The organism is Streptomyces sp. NPDC004610, assembly GCF_040609715.1.
Classification (GTDB): domain Bacteria; phylum Actinomycetota; class Actinomycetes; order Streptomycetales; family Streptomycetaceae; genus Streptomyces.
Genome location: NZ_JBEXLA010000019.1, coordinates 48,517 through 67,866, shown reverse-complemented (window position 1 = coordinate 67,866; position 19,350 = coordinate 48,517). Strand labels below are relative to the sequence as shown.

The 19,350-nt window shown below is 72.5% G+C and carries 13 protein-coding genes and 1 riboswitch; of the genes, 7 read left to right on the top strand and 6 right to left on the bottom strand.

Annotated features, from left to right (window positions below; genetic code table 11):
- Positions 1-88 precede the first annotated feature (88 nt).
- Entirely contained in the window at positions 89-2,599 is a 2,511-nt protein-coding gene (gene pcrA, locus ABZX40_RS21815; RefSeq protein ID WP_355740850.1) for a DNA helicase PcrA, read from the bottom strand.
- Between the two features lie 306 nt (positions 2,600-2,905).
- A riboswitch (cyclic di-AMP (ydaO/yuaA leader) is annotated at positions 2,906-3,079 on the top strand.
- Positions 3,080-3,085: 6 nt separating this feature from the next.
- Here pcrA and ABZX40_RS21810 point away from each other — a divergent pair.
- Both ABZX40_RS21810 and ABZX40_RS21805 read left to right on the top strand, forming a co-directional pair.
- The gene (locus ABZX40_RS21810) at positions 3,086-4,297 is read left to right on the top strand and encodes an NlpC/P60 family protein (protein WP_355740852.1); all 1,212 of its coding nucleotides are present in this window, start codon (positions 3,086-3,088) and stop codon (positions 4,295-4,297) included.
- A gap of 353 nt (positions 4,298-4,650) precedes the next feature.
- Entirely contained in the window at positions 4,651-5,634 is a 984-nt protein-coding gene (locus ABZX40_RS21805; RefSeq protein WP_355740854.1) for a tellurite resistance/C4-dicarboxylate transporter family protein, read from the top strand.
- A 55-nt stretch (positions 5,635-5,689) separates the two neighbouring features.
- On the opposite strand, the gene ABZX40_RS21800 is transcribed toward ABZX40_RS21805, so the two are convergent.
- Positions 5,690-6,043: a hypothetical protein gene (locus tag ABZX40_RS21800; RefSeq protein ID WP_355740856.1), complete on the bottom strand. Its 354-nt coding sequence runs from the start codon at positions 6,041-6,043 to the stop codon at positions 5,690-5,692.
- Positions 6,044-6,355: 312 nt separating this feature from the next.
- Between ABZX40_RS21800 and ABZX40_RS21795 the strand changes: the two genes are divergently transcribed.
- From ABZX40_RS21795 to ABZX40_RS21785, 3 genes are all read left to right on the top strand, one after another.
- Positions 6,356-7,411 (top strand): NlpC/P60 family protein, encoded by a 1,056-nt coding sequence (locus tag ABZX40_RS21795; protein ID WP_355740858.1) that lies wholly within the window; start codon positions 6,356-6,358, stop codon positions 7,409-7,411.
- Between the two features lie 109 nt (positions 7,412-7,520).
- Positions 7,521-9,236, top strand: coding sequence for a DUF4062 domain-containing protein (locus ABZX40_RS21790; RefSeq protein WP_355740860.1), 1,716 nt, complete (start codon positions 7,521-7,523; stop codon positions 9,234-9,236).
- The gene (locus ABZX40_RS21785) at positions 9,233-12,064 is read left to right on the top strand and encodes an AAA family ATPase (protein WP_355740862.1); all 2,832 of its coding nucleotides are present in this window, start codon (positions 9,233-9,235) and stop codon (positions 12,062-12,064) included. Before ABZX40_RS21790 ends, ABZX40_RS21785 begins: the two co-directional genes overlap by 4 nt.
- Before the next feature lie 21 nt (positions 12,065-12,085).
- On the opposite strand, the gene ABZX40_RS21780 is transcribed toward ABZX40_RS21785, so the two are convergent.
- Positions 12,086-12,838 (bottom strand): response regulator transcription factor, encoded by a 753-nt coding sequence (locus tag ABZX40_RS21780; protein WP_355740864.1) that lies wholly within the window; start codon positions 12,836-12,838, stop codon positions 12,086-12,088.
- Positions 12,835-14,166, bottom strand: coding sequence for a PspC domain-containing protein (locus tag ABZX40_RS21775; protein ID WP_355740866.1), 1,332 nt, complete (start codon positions 14,164-14,166; stop codon positions 12,835-12,837). Before ABZX40_RS21775 ends, ABZX40_RS21780 begins: the two co-directional genes overlap by 4 nt.
- 1,079 nt (positions 14,167-15,245) lie before the next feature.
- Between ABZX40_RS21775 and ABZX40_RS21770 the strand changes: the two genes are divergently transcribed.
- Positions 15,246-16,514 carry a PspC domain-containing protein gene (locus tag ABZX40_RS21770; protein WP_355740949.1) on the top strand — a complete coding sequence of 423 codons (1,269 nt, stop codon included), beginning with the start codon at positions 15,246-15,248 and terminating at the stop codon, positions 16,512-16,514.
- The gene (locus tag ABZX40_RS21765; protein ID WP_355740868.1) at positions 16,501-16,743 is read left to right on the top strand and encodes a hypothetical protein; all 243 of its coding nucleotides are present in this window, start codon (positions 16,501-16,503) and stop codon (positions 16,741-16,743) included. The genes ABZX40_RS21770 and ABZX40_RS21765 overlap by 14 nt, the downstream gene beginning before the upstream one ends.
- Positions 16,744-17,138: 395 nt before the next feature.
- Here ABZX40_RS21765 and ABZX40_RS21760 read toward each other — a convergent pair whose 3' ends face one another.
- On the bottom strand, positions 17,139-17,675 hold the full coding sequence (locus ABZX40_RS21760) for a DoxX family protein (RefSeq protein WP_355740870.1): 537 nt from the start codon (positions 17,673-17,675) through the stop codon (positions 17,139-17,141).
- A gap of 173 nt (positions 17,676-17,848) precedes the next feature.
- Complete coding sequence (locus ABZX40_RS21755) at positions 17,849-19,126, bottom strand: hypothetical protein (RefSeq protein ID WP_355740872.1); 1,278 nt, start codon at positions 19,124-19,126, stop codon at positions 17,849-17,851.
- Positions 19,127-19,350: the final 224 nt, after the last annotated feature.

The following is a 19,350-nucleotide window of genomic DNA, read 5'->3' as shown; positions in this document are numbered from 1 at the left end:
GCGGGTCCACGGCCGCAGGACCGTCCCTCCTCACCGCGGACGACTGCGGACAGCCCTCCGGACAGCTGCGGACGGCCCTCGCTCCCCCCTACAGCTTCTCCACCGGCGCGTACCGCAGCAGCAGCCGCTTCGGCTTGGCGTCTCCGAAGTCGATCGTCGCCTCCGCGTTCCCACCGGTGCCCTTGACGCCGACCACCGTGCCCAGCCCGAACTGGTCGTGGGTCACCCGGTCGCCGACGGCCAGGCCGACCACCGGCTTCTCCGTCGATCTGCGGGTGGCGAAGCCCGAGGCGCCGGACGCGGACGAGCGGGACCGGGTCGAGGACAGGGACGCGGCCACACCCGAGACCGGACCGGCCGGAGCCGCCGTCGCCCCCGTGCGCTTCCAGTCGACATGCGTCGGCGGGATCTCCTCCAGGAACCGGGAGGGCGGGTTGTACGACGGCTGCCCCCAGGCGCTGCGCATCGCCGAGCGGGTGAGGTAGAGCCGCTCCCGCGCGCGGGTGATGCCGACATAGGCGAGGCGGCGCTCCTCCTCCAGCTCCTTGGTCTGGCCGAGGGCGCGCATGTGCGGGAAGACGCCGTCCTCCATGCCGGTCAGGAAGACGACCGGGAACTCCAGGCCCTTGGCGGTGTGCAGGGTCATCAGGGTGATGACTCCGGCGCCGTCCTCCTCGTCCGGGATCTGGTCGGAGTCGGCGACCAGGGCGACCCGCTCCAGGAAGTCGGAGAGCGTGCCGCCCGGGGCCGGAGCGGCGGGTGACTCCTCGCCCCCGGCGCGCTCCTGCTCGAACTCCAGCGCGACGGCGGCGAGTTCCTGGAGGTTCTCGATCCGGGTCTCGTCCTGGGGGTCGGTGGACGCCTGCAACTCGGCGAGATAGCCCGTGCGTTCGAGTACGGCCTCCAGCACCGTGGCGGGGCCCACGCCGGACTCCACGATCGTCCGGAGGTCCTCCATGAGCGTGTTGAACCGCTTCACGGCGTTGGTGGAGCGCGCGGCCATGCCGTACGCCTCGTCCACCCGCTTCAGGGCCTGCGGGAAGCTGATCTTCTCGCGCTGGGAGAGCGCGTCGATCATGGCCTCCGCGCGGTCGCCGATACCGCGCTTGGGGACATTGAGGATCCGGCGCAGCGGCACCGAGTCCTCCGGGTTGGCGAGGACCCGCAGATAGGCCAGGACGTCCCTGACCTCCTTGCGCTCGTAGAAGCGGACGCCGCCGACGACCTTGTAGGGCAGGCCGACGCGGATGAAGACCTCTTCGAAGACGCGGGACTGGGCGTTCGTCCGGTAGAAGACGGCGACATCGCCCGCCTTGGCGTCGCCCGCGTCCGTGAGGCGGTCTATCTCGTCGGCGACGAACTGTGCCTCGTCGTGCTCGGTGTCGGCGACATAGCCGGTGATGCGCGCGCCCGCGCCCGCGTTGGTCCACAGGTTCTTGGGGCGGCGGGACTCATTGCGCTCGATGACCGCGTTGGCTGCGGTGAGGATCGTCTGGGTGGAGCGGTAGTTCTGCTCCAGCAGGATCGTCGTCGCGTCCGGGTAGTCCTCCTCGAACTGGAGGATGTTGCGGATCGTCGCGCCTCGGAAGGCGTAGATCGACTGGTCGGCGTCGCCCACCACGCACAGCTCGGCGGGCGTCGGCTCGTCCGGGCCCGGCGGTACGTCGAGATCCTCGGGGGCGCGCTCCCCGGTGCCGACCAGCTCGCGCACCAGCGCGTACTGGGCGTGGTTGGTGTCCTGGTACTCGTCCACCAGGACGTGCCGGAAGCGGCGGCGGTAGTGCTCGGCGACATCGGGGAACGCGCGGAGCAGGTTCACCGTGGTCATGATCAGGTCGTCGAAGTCGAGGGCGTTGGCCTCGCGCAGCCGGGACTGGTAGAGCGCGTACGCCTGGGCGAGGGTCTTCTCGAAGCCGTCCGTGGCCTGCGCGGCGAAGTCCTCCTCGTCGATCAGCTCGTTCTTGAGGTTGCTGATCTTGGCGCTGAAGGACTTGGGCGGGTAGCGCTTGGGGTCGAGGTCCAGATCGCGGCAGACCAGGGCCATCAGCCGCTTGGAGTCGGCCGCGTCGTAGATCGAGAACGACGACGTGAAGCCGAGCTTCTTGGACTCGCGGCGCAGGATCCGCACACAGGCGCTGTGGAACGTCATCACCCACATCGCGTTCGCGCGCGGGCCGACGAGCTGCTCGACGCGCTCCTTCATCTCACCGGCGGCCTTGTTGGTGAAGGTGATCGCGAGGATCTGGCCGGGGTGGACACCGCGCTCGGCGAGGAGGTAGGCGATGCGGTGGGTGAGCACCCGGGTCTTGCCGGAGCCCGCGCCGGCCACGATGAGCAGCGGGGTCCCGGCGTGGGCGACCGCCGCGCGCTGGTTCTCGTTGAGCCCCGCCAGGAGCGCGGCCGGGTCGAGCGCGGGGCGCGGGGCGCCGTCCCGGTAGTACGCGTCCCGGTCCGGGGGCGCGTCGAACTTCCCGCCGAACAGATCGTCCGGAACCGGCTCCGGTACGTGCTCGTCCTCGGGCGGAGGCGGGGGTTCCTCCTCGTGCCCGCGGGGGCTTCGGAGGTCCGCCAGGAAGCTGTCGTCAAAGAGGCTGCTCATCGCTCTCCGAGTCTAGGCCGCCCCACTGACAACCCGCGGCCGTCCCGGTCCTTTCCCGCACTTTCCCGTTCTCTCCCGGCCCTGCGCCCCCTTTCCCCGGCAGCCCTCCCGGTCCGGTCACACAGGGTGGCGGATCTTGAGCAGAGCGCGGTGGGAGGGGGTGCGGGGCGTGCCTGGAGGGCCGCCGGGCGGAAAGGTCACGAAAATGTATCGGGCATATCGCCCACCAACCTTCACAGGCGCCACACCAGTTGGCTACGGTTCCGGGCAGGCCGAACGACCCCCACCGGCGAACGTCGCCGGGCCGTCCGGCCTCCGTCGAGTCCGGCGAGCCCCCAGGGCGGCCGGAGCCGGGGACCCACCGACACCTGGGGTGAATCGGTCCCGACTTCCGTCCCGGGAGCGGACCGTAGGGCAACCCTTCCGAAGCACCCGCCCGAACCCGACAGCTAACCCGGTAGGCGGCCCATGGAAGGAGTCGCCTCCTTGGCGTCGCACCGCAAGTCCCACCCCACGGGCGCGCGCATGGCCGGAATACGGACCCCGGTCCTCGCCACCGCCGCCCTGACCTCCGTCGCCCTGCTCTCGCAGACGGCCAACGCCGCGCCCGCGGACGACAAGCCGAGTTTGGAGGAGGTCGAGAAGAAGGTCGACGACCTCTACCGCCAGGCCGAGTCGGCGACGGAGAAGTACAACGCGGCGAAAGAGAAGACCGGCAAGCAGCGCAAGCGCCTCGACACCCTGATGGACGATGTGGCGCAGCGCACCCAGAAGCTGAACGACGCGCGCGAGGAGCTGGGTTCCTACGCCGCGGCCCAGTACCGCACCGGGGCCGCCGCCCCCAGCACCGCCAGTCTGCTGCTGGCCGACTCGCCGCAGGACTACTTCGACCAGACCCAGCTGATGGGCCGGCTCACCGAGCGCCAGAAGACCGCGGTCGACGACTACTTCGTCCAGCAGTCCGAGACCATGGAGAAGCGCCAGGAGGCCGGCGAGAGCCTGGAGACGCTCTCCGACACCCAGGACGACCTCAAGACGGCCAAGGCGACGGTCCAGCAGAAGCTGGCGGACGCGCGCGAGCTGCTCTCCGAGCTGACGGCGGAGGAGAAGGCCCGGCTCGCCGAGATCGAGCGCAAGAAGCAGGAGGAGGCCGAGCGCAAGGCCGAGGAACTGGCCCGGCAGCAGCAGGCCGAGGAGCAGCGCCGCCAGGAGGCCGCCGCGGCGGCCGAGCGGCAGAACGAGGAGCAGAGCGGCTCCTCGGGCTCGGACTCCGGCTCGACCGGCTCCGATTCCGACTCCGGCTCCGACTCCGGTTCCTCCGCCGCGGACCCGGCCTACGCCACCAAGGCCGAGAAGGCGATCGGGTTCGCCCGCGCCCAGATCGGCAAGCCGTATGTCTGGGGCGCCACTGGACCCGGCTCCTACGACTGCTCCGGCCTCACCCAGGCCGCCTGGAAGGCCGCCGGCGTCTCCCTCCCCCGGGTCACCTACGACCAGGTCAACGCCGGAACCACGGTCTCCGTCTCCGCCGCCCAACCCGGTGACCTGGTCTTCTTCTACGACGACGTCACCCATGTCGGCCTCTACATCGGCAACGGCATGATGATCCACGCCCCGAAGCCGGGGGCGTACGTCCGCGAGGAGTCGATCTTCTACGACGGCGAGTCGTCCATCCACAGCGTGGTGCGGCCGGCCTGACCGGGCCGGTTCGGGGCGGTTCAGTTCGGTTCGGTTCGGTTCGGTTCGGTTCGGTTCGGTTCGGTTCGGAACGGAACGGAAGGCGTCGGGTCCGGGGGGGTCGGTTCGGGGGGCGTGAGGTAGTGAACCGGCCCTGGGGGCGGTTGAGCGCCGGGGGCGCGTGTCGAAGGGCGCGCGCCCCTTTGTGGGGGTCATAGGGGGCCGTTACGGGAGGGGGCGGGCGTCCGCCCATCGGCCGCCGGTGGCCACCGAAGGCGCCCGCAAATTGCCCACAAGGTACCCATTTACCCCTTTCTGTCCACCCCCGTGCGCGCCCCCGCCGTCCCAGGCGGCGCGCTCCTTACGATCGCCCCATGTCCGGCACCGGCACCCCTTCCCTCCGCGCCTGGTGGGCGCAGCGTCCACCGGCGGCCGGGGCGGCCGTCATGGCGACCGGCATCGCGTCGACCGGCCTGCATCTGACCGGCTACGACGTGCTGTCCGGGATCCTGCTGGCGGTGGCCGGGATCACCTGGCTGGCCCTGGCGGCGGACTTCGCGGCACGGCTCCTGGGCGACCGCCCGCGCTGGCTGCGGGAGGCCGGTACGCCCGCCGCGCTCACCGCCGTCGCCGCGACCACCGTCCTCGGCACCCGGCTGTCCGCGCAGAACTGGCAGCATCTCGCCGAGGCCCTGCTGGCCGTCGCCGCGCTGCTGTGGCCGGTGCTGATCGTGATCGTCGTGACCCACTGGCGCGAGCGGATGCCGGGCGCGGTGTTCCTGGCGTGTGTCGCCACCGAGGGGCTCGCGGTGCTCGGCGGGACCCTGGCGAAGGTGGAGGGCGCGGCCTGGCTCGGACACGCCGCCATGGTCCTGTTCTGGCTGGGACTGGTCCTCTACGCCTTCGCGCTGACGCGGTTCGACTTCCGGCAGCTCTGGGAAGGGGCCGGTGACCACTGGTTGGCGGCGGGCGCGCTCGCCAGCGGGGCGCTGGCCGGCTCCAGGCTGATCGCCGCCGACAGCCCGGCGCTGTACCTGTGGAACGCCGACGACCGTGGGGTACTGCGGTCCGTCACCGGCGCACTGCTCACCCTCGACCTGGTCCTGTACGCCGTCCTGCTGGCGGCAGAGGTGGCCCGGCCCCGGCTGGGCTACGACGTACGGCGCTGGGCCACCGTGTTCCCCATGGGCATGACGGCGACCGCGATGCTGTCGGTCGGGACCGCGATGGACATCTCCTGGCTGCGGACCCCGGCCGAGGTGCTGCTGTGGGTCGCGGTGGCGGCCTGGCTGGCGGTCGCGGCGGGGGCGGTGGAGGGCGCGTGGCGTGCGCTGCGCGCCCCCGAGCCGAGCCCCTGACACGCGTCCGGTGCGGGAGCCCTACGTCGGCGGGAGCCGTACGTCGGCGGGAGCCCTACGTCCAGAGCACCGCGATGAAGATGTTCGCCGTGGTCAGCAGCCCCACGAGGCCGAACAGACCCTTGTCCACCTTCTCGTCGTCCCGCTTGACGTAGACCAGTCCGAGGATGACCACCAGCAGCGCCAGCTTCACACCGATCTTGATGTTGTTGACGGCCTGGTCGTCGGCCTGGTTGAGGCCGACCAGGACGACGCCGGTGACCAGCATGGTCAGCGCGCCGTGCAGCATGGCGGGGACGAATCGCGCGGTGCCCTGCCCCATCGCCTTCATCTGGGTGAGGAAGCCACCGAGCAGCGAGGCGATGCCGATGATGTGCAGTCCGACGAAGAGGTGGATGAGTACGTCCATGGGGCCGGAGCCTAACCAGCGCCCCCGGCCCCGCCCGACACCGGGCACCTCCCGGCCGCCCCGGCATCCCCGCGTACACTGCCGCCCCTCTCCCGCACCACCGAACCCGCACCTCGGTCATCGGCGCACCCGAAGGCGCCTCCGCGCCGACGCGATTCGGTGCCGCGCCCGGTCACACCCGCTCCCCTCCCGCCATTTCCGTACATTCCGTTACCGAGCTGTCACACCGCGGCCTAGCGTCCTCCCCCAGACGACCGGCTTCCCACCGGGCGCCCCGGGCAGGACGAAGGTACGAAAGGACGTGCAGTCCACGTGGCAGCGCACCGCAAGCCCCGACATCTCCCGGCCGGGGGCGGCAAGGCCCGTAAGGCGGCCACGCTCGCCCTCGCCGGCGCGGCGACCGCGACCGCGTTCGACGGGACCGGCCATGCCGCGCCCGAGCTGACCGCGGCGCAGGTCAAGGCCAAGGTGGACCAGCTGTACCAGGAGGCGGAGGCCGCCACCGAGCAGTACAACGGCGCCAAGGAGAAGGCGGAGGCCGCGCGGGCGCGGCTGGGGCTGCTCCAGGACGAGGCGGCCCGCAAGGAGGAGCGGCTCAACAGCGAGCGGGCGGCGCTCGGGACCGCGGCTGCCGCCCAGTACCGCGGCGGTGGCCTCGACCCGGCGCTCCAGCTCGCCCTGACCGAGGACCCGGACGGCTATCTGGACGGTGCCGCGTTCGCCGAGCGGGCCGGTGACCGGCAGTCCGCGGCGGTCACCCGGGTCCGCAGGCATCTGGGCGAGATCGAGCGGCTGCGCGGTGCCGCCCGGGTCGAACTGGCCTCGCTCACCGCCCGCCAGGCCGAACTGAAGCGCCACCGGACCACCGTCGACGGCAAGCTGGACTCGGCCCGCCGGCTGCTGTCGCAGCTCACCGCCGAGGAACGGGCCCGCGTCACCGGCCCCGCCGACGGCACCGCGTCCGGCGGAACGGCGTCCGACGGCACCACGTCCGGCGGCACCACCGCCGCCGCCCCCAACGCCCGCGCCGCCGCGGCCGTCTCGTACGCCCGGCAGAAGCTCGGCAGCCCGTATGTCTGGGGCGCCACCGGGCCCGACGCCTTCGACTGCTCGGGCCTCATCCAGGCCGCGTACCGCTCCGCCGGGGTCGCCCTGCCCCGGACCACCTATGCCCAGATCGACGCCGGGCGCCGGATCTCCCGCGCCGAGCTGCGCCCCGGTGACCTGGTCTTCTTCTACTCCGGTATCAGCCATGTCGGCCTCTACATCGGCGACGGCCGGATGATCCACGCCCCGAACCCGTCTGCCCCGGTCCGGGTGGCGCCGATCGACCAGATGCCGTTCGCCGGGGCGACGCGGGTGGTGTAGGGCCCGTGGTGTGGATCGTCCTGGCTACGGACTCCTGACCGACCGCGCCCCCAACTCCCTCCCGCCGCCTGTACCTTGTTCTGACCGCGTAAGGAGCGAGGTACGCAGGGTGAGGGTCTATCTGTCGTCCACGGTGGCGGATCTCCAGGACTGCCGGACGGCGGTGCTGACCGCGTTGCGGCGGCTGCCGCTCCAGGTGATCGCCATGGAGGACTACGCCGCCTTCGACCAGCGCCCGCTGGAGAAGTGCCTCGCGGACGTGGCGAGCTGCGATCTCTACATCGGGATCTTCGCCTTCCGCTACGGCTTCGTACCGGAGCCCGGTCCGCTGAATCCACAAGGGCGGTCGATCACCGAACTGGAGTACCGCACGGCCGGCGCGACCGGCGCGAAGCGGCTGATCTTCCTGGTCAAGGACGGCGCCGTCTGGCCCACCCAGTACATCGACGCCCTCAACGGCCCCGGCGATCACCCCGGCGACGGCATCAAACGGCTGCGTACGGAGCTGATGAAGGAGCACGGCGTCGGCTGGTTCAGCGATCCGCACGAACTGGCCGCCGAGGTGGTGCCCGCCGTCGCCGCCCTGCTGCACCTGCCGCCCGCCGGCGACACCCCGGCCCGGCAGCCCGCCGAACCCCCGCATCCGCGCCGGCTGACCGGCGATCTGCATCTGCTGCACGCCCCCAACGACCAGGGCACCGCCGACCGGCTGACCGAGGCGCTCGGCGGACTGTGGCGCATCACCACCTCCAGCACCCAACTGCTGGCGACCACCCCGCAGGAACTGCTGGACGTGGACCGCGCGGTGACCGCCGTCCGAGCCGTCGCCCTGCTGCGCTCCCCGGCCCTCACCACCATCCTCGGCGAGCACCCCGAACGCTCCCGCCGCGTCCTGGACCTGGCCCGCGACCGCACCTCTGCTCCCCTCCTCGGCCTCACCGCACCCGGCTACGCCCCCTGGACCCCGCCCGATCCCGACCCCTGGGGCATCACCGGGCTGATACCCGGCTCCCCCGATCAGCCACCGCAGAACGTGCTGCACGCGGCGCTCTCCCGCACCGTCCTGCCCCACCGCCACGACCATGAGATCGGCCTCCCGGTGGTCGTCGTCGCCATGACCGACACCGAGGCCGCCGACCTCCTCGCCGCGCCCGCGGGCCCGCTCGCGGACATCGTGCGCGGCCTCACCCGCCCCGACGGCTCCCCCGTGACCGGCCAGTACGGTCCCACCCGCGCCGACTGGAGACCCTTCGGCGGCGACGGCCGCACCGTCCGGCAGATCCTGGAGGCCGCCGTGAGCGGGGTCAACGACCCCGATCTGCTGCTGCGCGGCCGGAAGATCCGGCTCCAGTACTACGCCTTCGACGATCTGCTCCGCTACGACCCCGCCCACTCCCTCCTCTTCCGCGACATCGCCCGCAACGGCTGTCTGGTCGTCGCCGATGAACTCTCCCTCCTCGCGCCCACCCTGGAGGCCGCCTTCGTCGCCTCCCCGCTCTACCGGGGCGCCCAGGTCTCGCTGATCACCGTCGCCCCGGACGATCCCGCCGCGGGCACCCCGCACGAACTGATCCGCCGGGAACTCGCCCTCCGGCTGGCCCACACCGACCAGCGCTTCGGCGGCGCCCTCGACCCGCTGTGCGAGATGAACGTCGCCAGCCGCCGCCACCTCGACCGCTGGCTGCGCAGCAGCCTGCCGCAGACCCTGGACGCCTACCGCGCCGCCCGCCCCAGCGCCGCCAAGGCCCGGCTGCTGGAGACCGAACTGGGCACCCGGCCCACCGTCTCGATGGCCCGGCTCATCACCGAAGGCGGAGCGGCGTGATCGTCACCTTCTACTCCTACAAGGGCGGCGTCGGCCGCTCCATGGCCCTCGCCAACATCGCCGACCAGCTGGCGCGGAGCGGAATGCGCGTCCTGATGGTCGATTTCGATCTGGAGGCGCCCGGACTCGAACACTTCTTCCCGATCAGCCACGACCGCGTCCGCGACCGCGAGGGCCTCCTCGACCTGCTGCTCGCCTTCAAATACGCGATGTCCATGGCGTCTTCGGAACCGGCGGACGGCACGGACCCCGAGGAGGACGCCTTCCGCGACCTCGACCGCTATCTGTCCCCCGTCTATCCGCCCCGCCCCGACGGCGGCCGGCTCGATCTCCTCGCGGCGGGACAGCGCCTGACGGACGACCAGATCAACCGCTACGGCGCCGAACTGCGCCGCTTCGACTGGCAGGACTTCTATTTCGTCTGGTCCGGCGAACTGTTCTTCGAATGGTTCCGCCGCACCTGCGCCGAGCGCTACGACATCGTCCTGGTCGACAGCCGCACCGGCGTCACCGAACTCGGCGGCATCTGCGCCTACCAGCTCGCCGACACCGTCGTCACCCTGTGCGCGCCCAACCTCCAGAACCTCGACGGCACCGCCTGGATGGTCCGCCACTTCCTCTCCCCCCAGGTCCGCGAGGTGCGCGGCGACCGCCCCCTGGAGGTCCTGGTCGTCCCCGCCCGCGTCGACCAGCAGGACACCGCTCTCCTCGGCTCCTTCGCCGCCCGCTTCCATCACGCCTTCGACCCGTACACCCCCGACGCCCTCCCCGACGCCGGTCTCGGCTTCTGGGACCTCCAGATCCCCTATGAACCGGCCTACGCCTTCGACGAGCAGGTCATCACCGACCCGCGCCGCTCCGCCGAACGCCGCGGCCTGGCCCGCGCCTACGCCAACCTGCGCACCGCCATCACCCTGCTCGCCCCCGACACCAGCCCGCTCGCGCGACTCCGCCCGCCACCGGCGGACCACAGCCCGGCCTCGCCGACCGAGCCCGCGGAGACCCGCTACGACCCCACCACCCGCTTCTCGGCGCCGGATGTGCTGATCTCGTACCGCGCGGCCGACCGGGAGGCGGCAGGCCGGTTCCGCGATCTGCTCACCCGCGAAGGCGGGCTCCGGGTCGTCGAGCATCTGCCCGGCGAGCGGCTGGGGGACGGCTCGCGCGCCAAGCTCTGTGTGGTGCTCGTCGGTGCCTCGGGGCTGCTCAGCGTCTGGCAGTTGCGCGAGATCGAGAGTCTGGCCGTCCGCGGTGACGCGGGCGTCCTTCCGGTCCTGCTGCCCGGCGCCGAACAGCTGCCGGAGCAACTGACGGACCACACCGCCCTCGACCTCCGCTCGGGCTGGGACGACCCCCTGCTGGTGGAGACCGTACGGGCCGCGCTCCGGGCGGACGGAGCCGACCGCCGGGAGGCCCCCGAGGAACTCCGCGCCCCGTACCCGGGACGCGCCGCCTTCTCCATGGCGGACGCCGATCTGTTCTTCGGCCGGGAGTCCCTGGTGGAGCGGGTGCTCGCCACCCTGCACGAGTTCGGTATGTGCACGGTCGTCGGCGGCTCGGGCAGCGGGAAGACCAGCCTGGTGAACGCGGGTGTGATCCCCGCGCTGCGCGCGTCCGGCCTTTCCGGCAGCCATCTCTGGCCGGTCCTGGCCCAGGCTTCCATGGGGGACGCCCAGGACCTGCCCGCCCGGCTCCGCGCCCTGAGCGAGGAGCACGGACAGCCGGTCGTCGCCGTCCTGGACCACTTCGAGGAACTGTTCCGCTCCGTACCGCCCGGTGAACGCCATGCCCTGCTCTCCTCCCTGCGGTCCCTGACCGAGAACTCGTCGATCCTTCCGATCGCCGTGGTGCGCTCCGACTTCCTCGCCGATGTACGGCGCGAGGCGCACTCCTTCGCGGTGTGCACCGTCGAGGTACCGCCCTTCACCGCCCAGGAGATGCGGCAGGCGGTGGAACTGCCCGCCCGCACCTGTGCCGTCCAACTGGAGCCCGGCCTCACCGACCGGCTGGTGAGGGACATCGGCGAGGGCACCGGCGCCCTCCCCCTGCTCCAGGCGGTCCTGCGCAGGCTGTGGCTGCAACGCGAGGACGGCTACCTCACCCACCGGGCGTACGCGGGCAGCATCGGCGCGAGCCTCACCGACACGGCCGAGCAACTCTTCCAGGGCTTCTCGGCCGAGGACACCGACCGCGCCCGTGCCCTTCTGCTGCAACTGGTCGCCCTCGACACCGACGGCCGCCACCAGACGCCCGCCGTCCCCAAGTCCATCGCCGACGAACTCGACGCCGCCGACCTCTGCGACGAACTGATCCAGCGGCGGCTGCTCGTCAGCCACACCCAGGACGACCAGCAGCCGTACCTCCAGCTCGCCCACCCCGCCCTGACGACCGACTGGCCCCGGCTGGCCACCTGGATCGCGGAGTCCTCCGAGGCCCTCCGCGTACGGCCCCGCCTCTGGGCCGCGGCCCGTGAGTGGGAGGCCGACCCGGACGATCGGCGGGGACTGCTGAACGAGCGCAGCCTCTCCGCGGTCCAGACGGTGCTGGAGCCGACGCCGTTCCCGCTCTCGGCGGCGGAGACGAACTACCTGGCGGCGTGCAGGACCGAGGCGAAGAGACGGCGCAAGGGCTGGAGGATCGCCGTGTTCAACCTCGCGTATGTCGTGGCATCCAGCTGTGGGCTGACCGCCCTCGTCATCTGGGGCGACCCGAGCCTGTCCATGACGGCCGGTATCGGGGTGGCCGGCGCGACCATGCTCGCCAACCTCCTGGTCACCATGGTCGTGCTCCGCGCCCTGCGCGACGAACGCCGCTCCCTGACCCCCTGACCCGCACCCCGGGCGCCGGGCTCACACCAGTCTGCGTGCCGTCGCCCACCGTGTCAGCTCATGCCGGTTGGAGAGCTGGAGCTTTCTCAGCACCGCCGAGACATGCGACTCCACCGTCTTCACCGAGATGAACAGCTGCTTCGCGATCTCCTTGTACGCATAGCCCCGGGCGATCAGCCGCAACACCTCACGCTCGCGCTGGGTCAGCCGGTCCAGGTCCTCGTCCACCGGCGGCGCGTCCGTGGAAGCGAACGCGTCCAGGACGAACCCGGCGAGCCTCGGCGAGAACACCGCGTCGCCCTCCTGGACCCGGAAGATGGAGTCCACCAGATCCGTGCCCGTGATCGTCTTGGTGACGTACCCGCGCGCACCGCCCCGGATCACCCCGATCACATCCTCCGCCGCGTCCGACACCGACAGGGCCAGAAAGCGCACCGGCTGCTCGGCGTCCGCCATCAACGGCGCGCTGCGGCGCAGCACCTCCACCCCGCCGCCGCCCGGCAGATGCACATCCAGCAGGACCACCTCGGGCCGGGTGGCCGTGATCACCGTGACCGCCTGGTCGACGTCCGCGGCCTCACCGACCACCTCGACCCCGGTCTGCTCGGTCTGGCCGATCTCCGCCTGCACACCGGTACGGAACATACGGTGGTCGTCGACCAGGACCACCCGCACATGCCGCCCCGGGCCGCCCCCGGCGGGACCGCCGGGCTCGACAGCCTCGGCCGGCTCCGCCGCTCCGGCCGTACCGCTCGCCTCGGTCGGGTCGCTCATGTCGTGTTCTCCGCCCTCTCCATCTCCAGCTCGACCTCCGTGCCACCGCCCGGCACCGCGCGCAGCCGCGCCGTGCCCCCATGGCGCTCCATACGGCCGATGATCGATTCTCTGACGCCCATCCGGTCGGCGGGTATCGAGTCGAGATCGAAGCCGGGTCCCCGGTCGCGGACGGAGACGAACACCGTCCTGCCCTCGACCTCGGCGTAGACCTGCACGGCACCGCCCTCGCCACCGTACTTGGCGGCGTTCACCATTGCCTCGCGCGCAGCCTGCATCTGTGCCCCGATTCTGTCGTCGAGCGGGCAGTCACCGACCACGACCACCTCGATCGGGACGCCGTGCTTGTCCTCGATCTCTGCCGCGTTGCCCCGGACCGCGTCGGCCAGGGTGTCCGGCTCCTCGGCCTCTTCCTTGCCGGTGCCCTCGGGCTTGTAGAGCCAGGTGCGCAGGTCGCGCTCCTGGGCGCGGGCCAGGCGGCGCACCTCGCTCGCGTTCTCCGCGTTGCGCTGGATCAGGGTCAGGGTGTGCAGGACCGAGTCATGGACATGGGCCGCGACCTCCGCCCGCTCCTGGGCGCGGATGCGCATCAGGCGCTCCTGGGAGAGATCCTGCGTCATCCGCACCAGGTACGGACCGGCGAGCAGCGTTATTCCGACGAGAACGGCGAGCGCCGCCTGGAGCACCGACCCCAGATGGGCGGCCGAGCCCTGGAGGACGAAGATCGCGGTCACGCCGACGGTGACCAGCAGGACACCGGCGACCGCTCTGAGCAGGTTGAGCGTGCGCTTACGACGGCCCGCCTCGACCCAGCGGGCCCGGCGGGCGTTGTCCGCCTGCCGCCAGACCAGGGCGACACCGGCGCCGACCAGCACGGTCGGCCACAGATAGGCGGTGGCCCCACCGCCCACGTTGACATTGCCCACGAAGACCATGGCCACCACGACCATCAGCAGCAGGGCGATGATCTGGCCCTTGTCGGGCTTGCGGGCGACTATTCTGCGGCGGCCGTCGGGCGAGGTCTCGGTCGTGACGAAGGACGGCGGCCTCTGTGCCTCCACCCCTCCGACACCGAGCGGGACGAAGAACCAGAACGACGCGTAGAGCAGCGCGCCGAGGCCGTCCGCCATGAAGAGACCGACGAAGACCAGCCGCACCCAGATCACGGGCAGCCCGAGATGCCCGGCGAGCCCCCGCGCCACGCCACCCAGCCAGCGACCGTCGCTGCTGCGGTAGAGCTTGCGCGGCGGTCGCGGTTCGACAAGTGGTGGCGCTGCTGCGACGTCCGGCATGCCATCGATGTTCACACGGCCGGCGGAGCGGAGCATCAGGGTTGTCCCCCGAGACACCCCTGATCTTCGACCGGCCGTTCCGTCGAACGGTTCCCCCGGCCCGGCTCAGGGGCGATATCAGGGTCCGGCCAGGGTCATTCCGACTGCCGCGGCGGCGGCTCGGCCGTCACCATGGACTCATGACTGATCACCAGCACGCCGCGGACCCCGGGCCCGGCCCGAGCCCGTCCGGCGCCTCCGCCCCGCCCGCCGCGGAGAAGGAACCGCGCGCGCACGGGGGCGTGGGCGCGCGGGAGCGGGCGGGCGCGCATGGGAAGCAGGCGGAGTGGGCGGGCGCGCGGACGAAGCTGGAGGCCAGGGTCGAGGCGGTCCGGGACGCGGCGGGTTCGGCTGCGCATGGCCGCCCTGGCGACCCCGGCGACCGTGGTGCCGACGGAAGCGCGGGCGCCTTCGGTGGTGCGGGCGGTGCGGCTGGTGAGGGGGTCAGGGGTTCCGGTAGCAGCGACGGTGGGGGCAACGGCGGAGTCGCCGGCCGGGCCGACGGGCTGGGCAACAGCGCGGGTGGAAGCGGCGGCGCGGGGGGTCCGGGTCCGGGGGGTCCGGGTCCGGGGGGTCCCGGCAGCACCGGCGGTCCCAGCAGCTCCGACGATCCGGGCCCCGGCAGAGTTCCGGGCGACGCGGGCGATTCGGGGAGGCGGAGTGGGCCTGGCGGCCCAGGCAGTTCCGGCGCGGGCGATTCCCGCAGCACTGGCGGACGGGGCGGCGTCGCCGGACCGAGCAACGTCGCCGGACCCGGAAGCGCAGGCAGCCCTGGCGATCCGGGGGCCCCGGGTGAGTCGGTCGAATGGGGTGAGTCGGCTGACTCGGGTGAGTCGGCTGACTTGGGTGGTGCCGGTGGCCCTCGCCGCCCAGGCCATCCAGCGGACGCCCCACCTGGTCTCGGCGGCCCCGGCAATCCTGGCGGTCCCGGGAACCCTGGCAATCCTGGCAACCCCGGGAACCCTGGCGGCCCCGGCAACCCAGGCGGTCGCGGTGAGCCCCCCGCCGGTCGCGGGGGTGGGCCGGGTGCGGCCCAGGGGCCGGGTGAGCCGGGGCCCCCCGCTGAGCCGCAGCCGCTGCGCCGATTCCGCCGGGATCGGCCGCACAAGATGCTGGCGGGGGTGTGCGCCGGGCTCGGGCGGCAGTGCGACATGGACCCGGTGATCTTCCGGATCACGCTCGCCGTGCTCTCCGCGACCGGCGGCATCGGCCTTATCTTCTACGGCTTCGCCTGGCTCTTCGTGCCGTACGAGGACGAGGAGGAGAACGAGGTCAAGAAGCTCTTCACCGGCCGGGTCGACGGCCAGGCGCTGGCGGCCGTGCTGTTCGCGCTGGTCGGCTGCGGAGTCTTCCTGACCATGCTGGGCAACGGCGGGGTGCTGACCTTCGGTGTGGTCCTCTCGCTGCTGCTGGCGGGCGCGGGGTACTGGTCGCAGCGGCGCGGGGCGCCCGACCCCGATCCGCTGGCCGCGCAGGCCGCCGCCGACGCCCCGCCGGAGCCGCAGGCGCCGCCGGTCGGGGCCTCGTATCCGTCGTGGTGGCGGGACCCGATCGTCAAGGACGGAGGACATGTGGGTGGGACGGGATATCTGTGGGGTCCGCAGGACTCCCGGAGCCGGGACATCGCGGCGGCCGTCAACATCAGCCGCGGGCAGTCGGCGATCACCGCCCGGCTGGACCTGGCGCCGCGGCAGGGGTCCCCGAGGCAGCGGGGGCCGCGCTGGATCGGCGGCTGGACGTTCTTGCTCGCCCTGGTCGCGGGTGCCGTGGGGACGGGGCTGACCTGGGACGAGCACCCGCTCGGCACCAGCCTTCAGACGGGGCTGGTGTGCGCGCTGCTGGTCTTCGGGCTCGGGATAACCGTCAGCTCCTTCCTGGGGCGGACCGGAGCGGGCTCGGTGTTCTTGGCGCTGCTCACGGCCGGTCTGCTGGCCGGGGCGGCGGCGCTGCCCGCGGATGTCAGCACGCACTGGACACGGACGACCTGGCGGCCGGCGGCGGTGGCCCAGGTCGAACCGCAGTACGACCTCGGTACGGGCCAGGGCACCCTGGATCTGTCCCGGCTGGATGTGGCGAGGGGGCAGACCGTGGCGACGGGCGCGGACGTGGGTGTGGGGCGGCTCCGGGTGATCGTGCCCGCGGACGCCGAGGTGCGGGTGCAGGTGGATGTCGGGCTCGGTGACATCCAGTTGCCCGGCGAGAGACAGCAGGATGTGGATGTGGCGCCCGGCAAGTCCAGACAGGTCACGCTGGCGCCGACGCAGGACGCGAAGAACGCCGGCACGGTGGAGCTGCGGCTCCAGGTCGGCGTGGGACAGGCGGAGGTGCTCCGTGCTGCGTCATGAGTTCCAGCCCGGGAGGCTGGTCGCGGGTCTCGTGGTGATCCTGGCGGGTGTGGTCTATGCCGGGGACGCGGGCGGGGCGTGGGAGACACCCTGGTTCGCGATCTTCCCGCTGATGGTGGCGGGGCTGTTTGTGGCGGGTGCGGTGGGCGTGGTCGGCCGGGCGGTGCGGAGACGCCGGGCCGTGACGGACGGCACCGGCGCGAGTGGGCCGACGGAGGCCGGACCCTGAGCCGGGGCCGGCCGAACCGGGTCAGACACTGACAGCCGGACGGGCCGACGGAGGTCGGGCGCTCACAGACGGGCGGGCCGACCTGAGCGGCCCCGGACGGCCGAGCGGACCGACGGAGGCCAGGCATTGGCGACCGGGCGGGCCGACCCGAGCAGCCCCGGAAAGCCGGGCGGACCGACGGAGGTCAGGCACTGGCGACCGGGCGAGTAGACCCGGAAGGCCGGGCGGGCCAACGGAGGCAAGGCAGGAGGCAAGACACTGACACACCGGCGGGCCAACCGAGCAGACCCTGAAAGCCGCGCGGGCCACCCCGAGTCAGACGCCAACGGCAGGGAGGGCCGACCCAGGCCGGACCCCGACGGCAGGACCCAGGCCTCAACGGCAGGCCCCATGCCTCAGTAGTACCCGCCGCCGGACCTGGAGCGCCGTCGGGAGTGCAGGACGGCGTCCAGGGAGAGATAGGGGGCGCCCGCGAGGACCAGTGGCAGCCAGGCCATCAGATAGACGAGGTCGTTGCCGTAGTAGTAGGGGTCGGCGGACCAGCTGACGGTGAGCCAGAGGCTGAGCGAGATCAGGGCACCGCCGACGGCGGCGATCCGGGCGAGCAGCCCGATCAGGGTGCCGATGCCGACGGCGAGTTCGCCGAAGGCGATGGCGTAGCCGAAGCCGACGGGGTTGTCGAGGGCGGTGTCGATCAGGGCCGGGATCGCCGAGGAGCCGCGGACGCCGCGCATCAGATCGCCGATGGAGCCGACGCCCGATTCCTTCAGGAAGGCACTGTCCGTCAGCTTGTCCAGCCCGGCATAGATAAAGGTGACGCCCAGGAACACCCGGAGGGGCAGCAGGGCGTAGCGGGTGGCGTTGCTGCGCCAGTCCCGGCCGCCGCCGTCACCGTAGGGGGTGGGCGTATCCGTCCGGTAACCGTGCGTCATCGCTGTCAGCCACCTCTCACCGCGCAGTGCCGGGCCCGTCACTTGACCATACGTACGAAAGGAAGGAGCCGCTCAATGTCGTGGGCACAGTGTTTCGGGCCGTGGGCCTTCCGCGCCAGGGGGCGGGGAGGGGAGCCGTGCCGTGATCGGCCGGGGGCGGGGCGGTCGGCCGGTCAGTCGGTGACGTCGATGTCGTACGGATCGGTTTCCACGCCCGCGGCGGTGACGACCTGGACGGCGGCGCGGCCGGGTTCGACCTCGGCGGGGACGGGGACGGTGAGGCGGGTGTCGGACGGGTTGCTGAAGCCTCCGGCGACGGGGACCAGGGGGACATGGACATGGACGGCGCCGATGCGCACGACCATACGGGCGAGGCGGTCGGCACCCTGGGCGCCCGGCGGGACGAACCCGGCGCCGCGGATCTCGATGTCGTCGCCGGTGCGGATGGGCGCGTCCAAGTCCCCCGCCTCGCGGGCGCGGACGACGGAGAGGATCACGGGACGGCCGCCGTCGGCGTACTTCCCGGCGACATATGTGGCGGCCGAGACGAGGACGACGACGGCCAGGCCCCAGGGCAGGTCGGGGAGTTGGTCGGGGCGGCGGGCGAGCCGGACGGCGGCGAAGAGCAGGGCGACGGCGCTGATGACGACGTACTGGATGTCGGCGAAGGTGCCGCGGCCGGAGTCGTCGGTGAGCAGGTCGGCGGCGCGGGGGCGGTCCGCGCGGACCTTCTGGAGCCGTCTGTTCAGGACCCGCAGGCCCACCACCCGGCGGACGAGCACGGCGATGGCGCAGACCACGGCGAGGACAAGGACGGCTCCGGCGCCGCGGGCCAGGTCGAGGCCGGCGACGATGGCGTCGCGTTCGCCCGGGGTGGAGGCGGCGGCCAGCCGGCCCGCGAGGAGCAGGACGGCGTACGCGATGAACAGCACCCAGGCGGCGGCCACGGCGCGGGAGGTGGAGAGCCGGTTGTCCTCACCGATGACGGGGGCGAGGACGCCGCCGCGGGCGCGGTGGTACCAGGAGGCGGTGGTGAGCGCGGCGGCCACCAGGAGCGCGGCGAGGAGCGCGGCGGTGCGGGCGGCGGTCCAGCCGGTGCCGACGGCGGTGAGCGCCTGGCCGAGCAGGAGCAGGACGACTGCGGCCCAGACGGTGCAGGCGGTACGGACCCACAGCCGGTGGAGCCAGGCGTCGCCCTCGACGCGGCTGCGTTCGGCGACGTGCTCGGCGGATTGGGTCAGGGCCTCGGAGACCCATTGGCGGGACGCGGAGGCCGAGTGGGCGACGGCGGCCGGGAGTCCCTGTCCGGCGGCGAACTCGTCGCGGCGGCGGTGGAATTCGGCGACCGCGTTGCGATGTCCCGCGCGGACGCCGTGCGGGCAGTCCCCGCAGGTGCAGCCGCCGCCGTGCCCTCCCGTCCGGGAGCCCACCCCCGTCTCCTGCACCGCCACGCCCGACGACCGCCTTCCCCATGACTCGTTACGACACGCCCCGCCGCGACCGACCGACAGCGGCACCAGGACCGGCATCGGGACCGGCACCGGCACCGGGCGGCCCCGTCGACCGGTGATCCGGCCCCCCTCCGAGTCCCCGCCACCGGCGTGCAACTCCCCTGCGACGAAAGCGAATTGTGCCCTACCGGGGGCGGTGTCCGCCCGGCGGGTCCACGGACCGG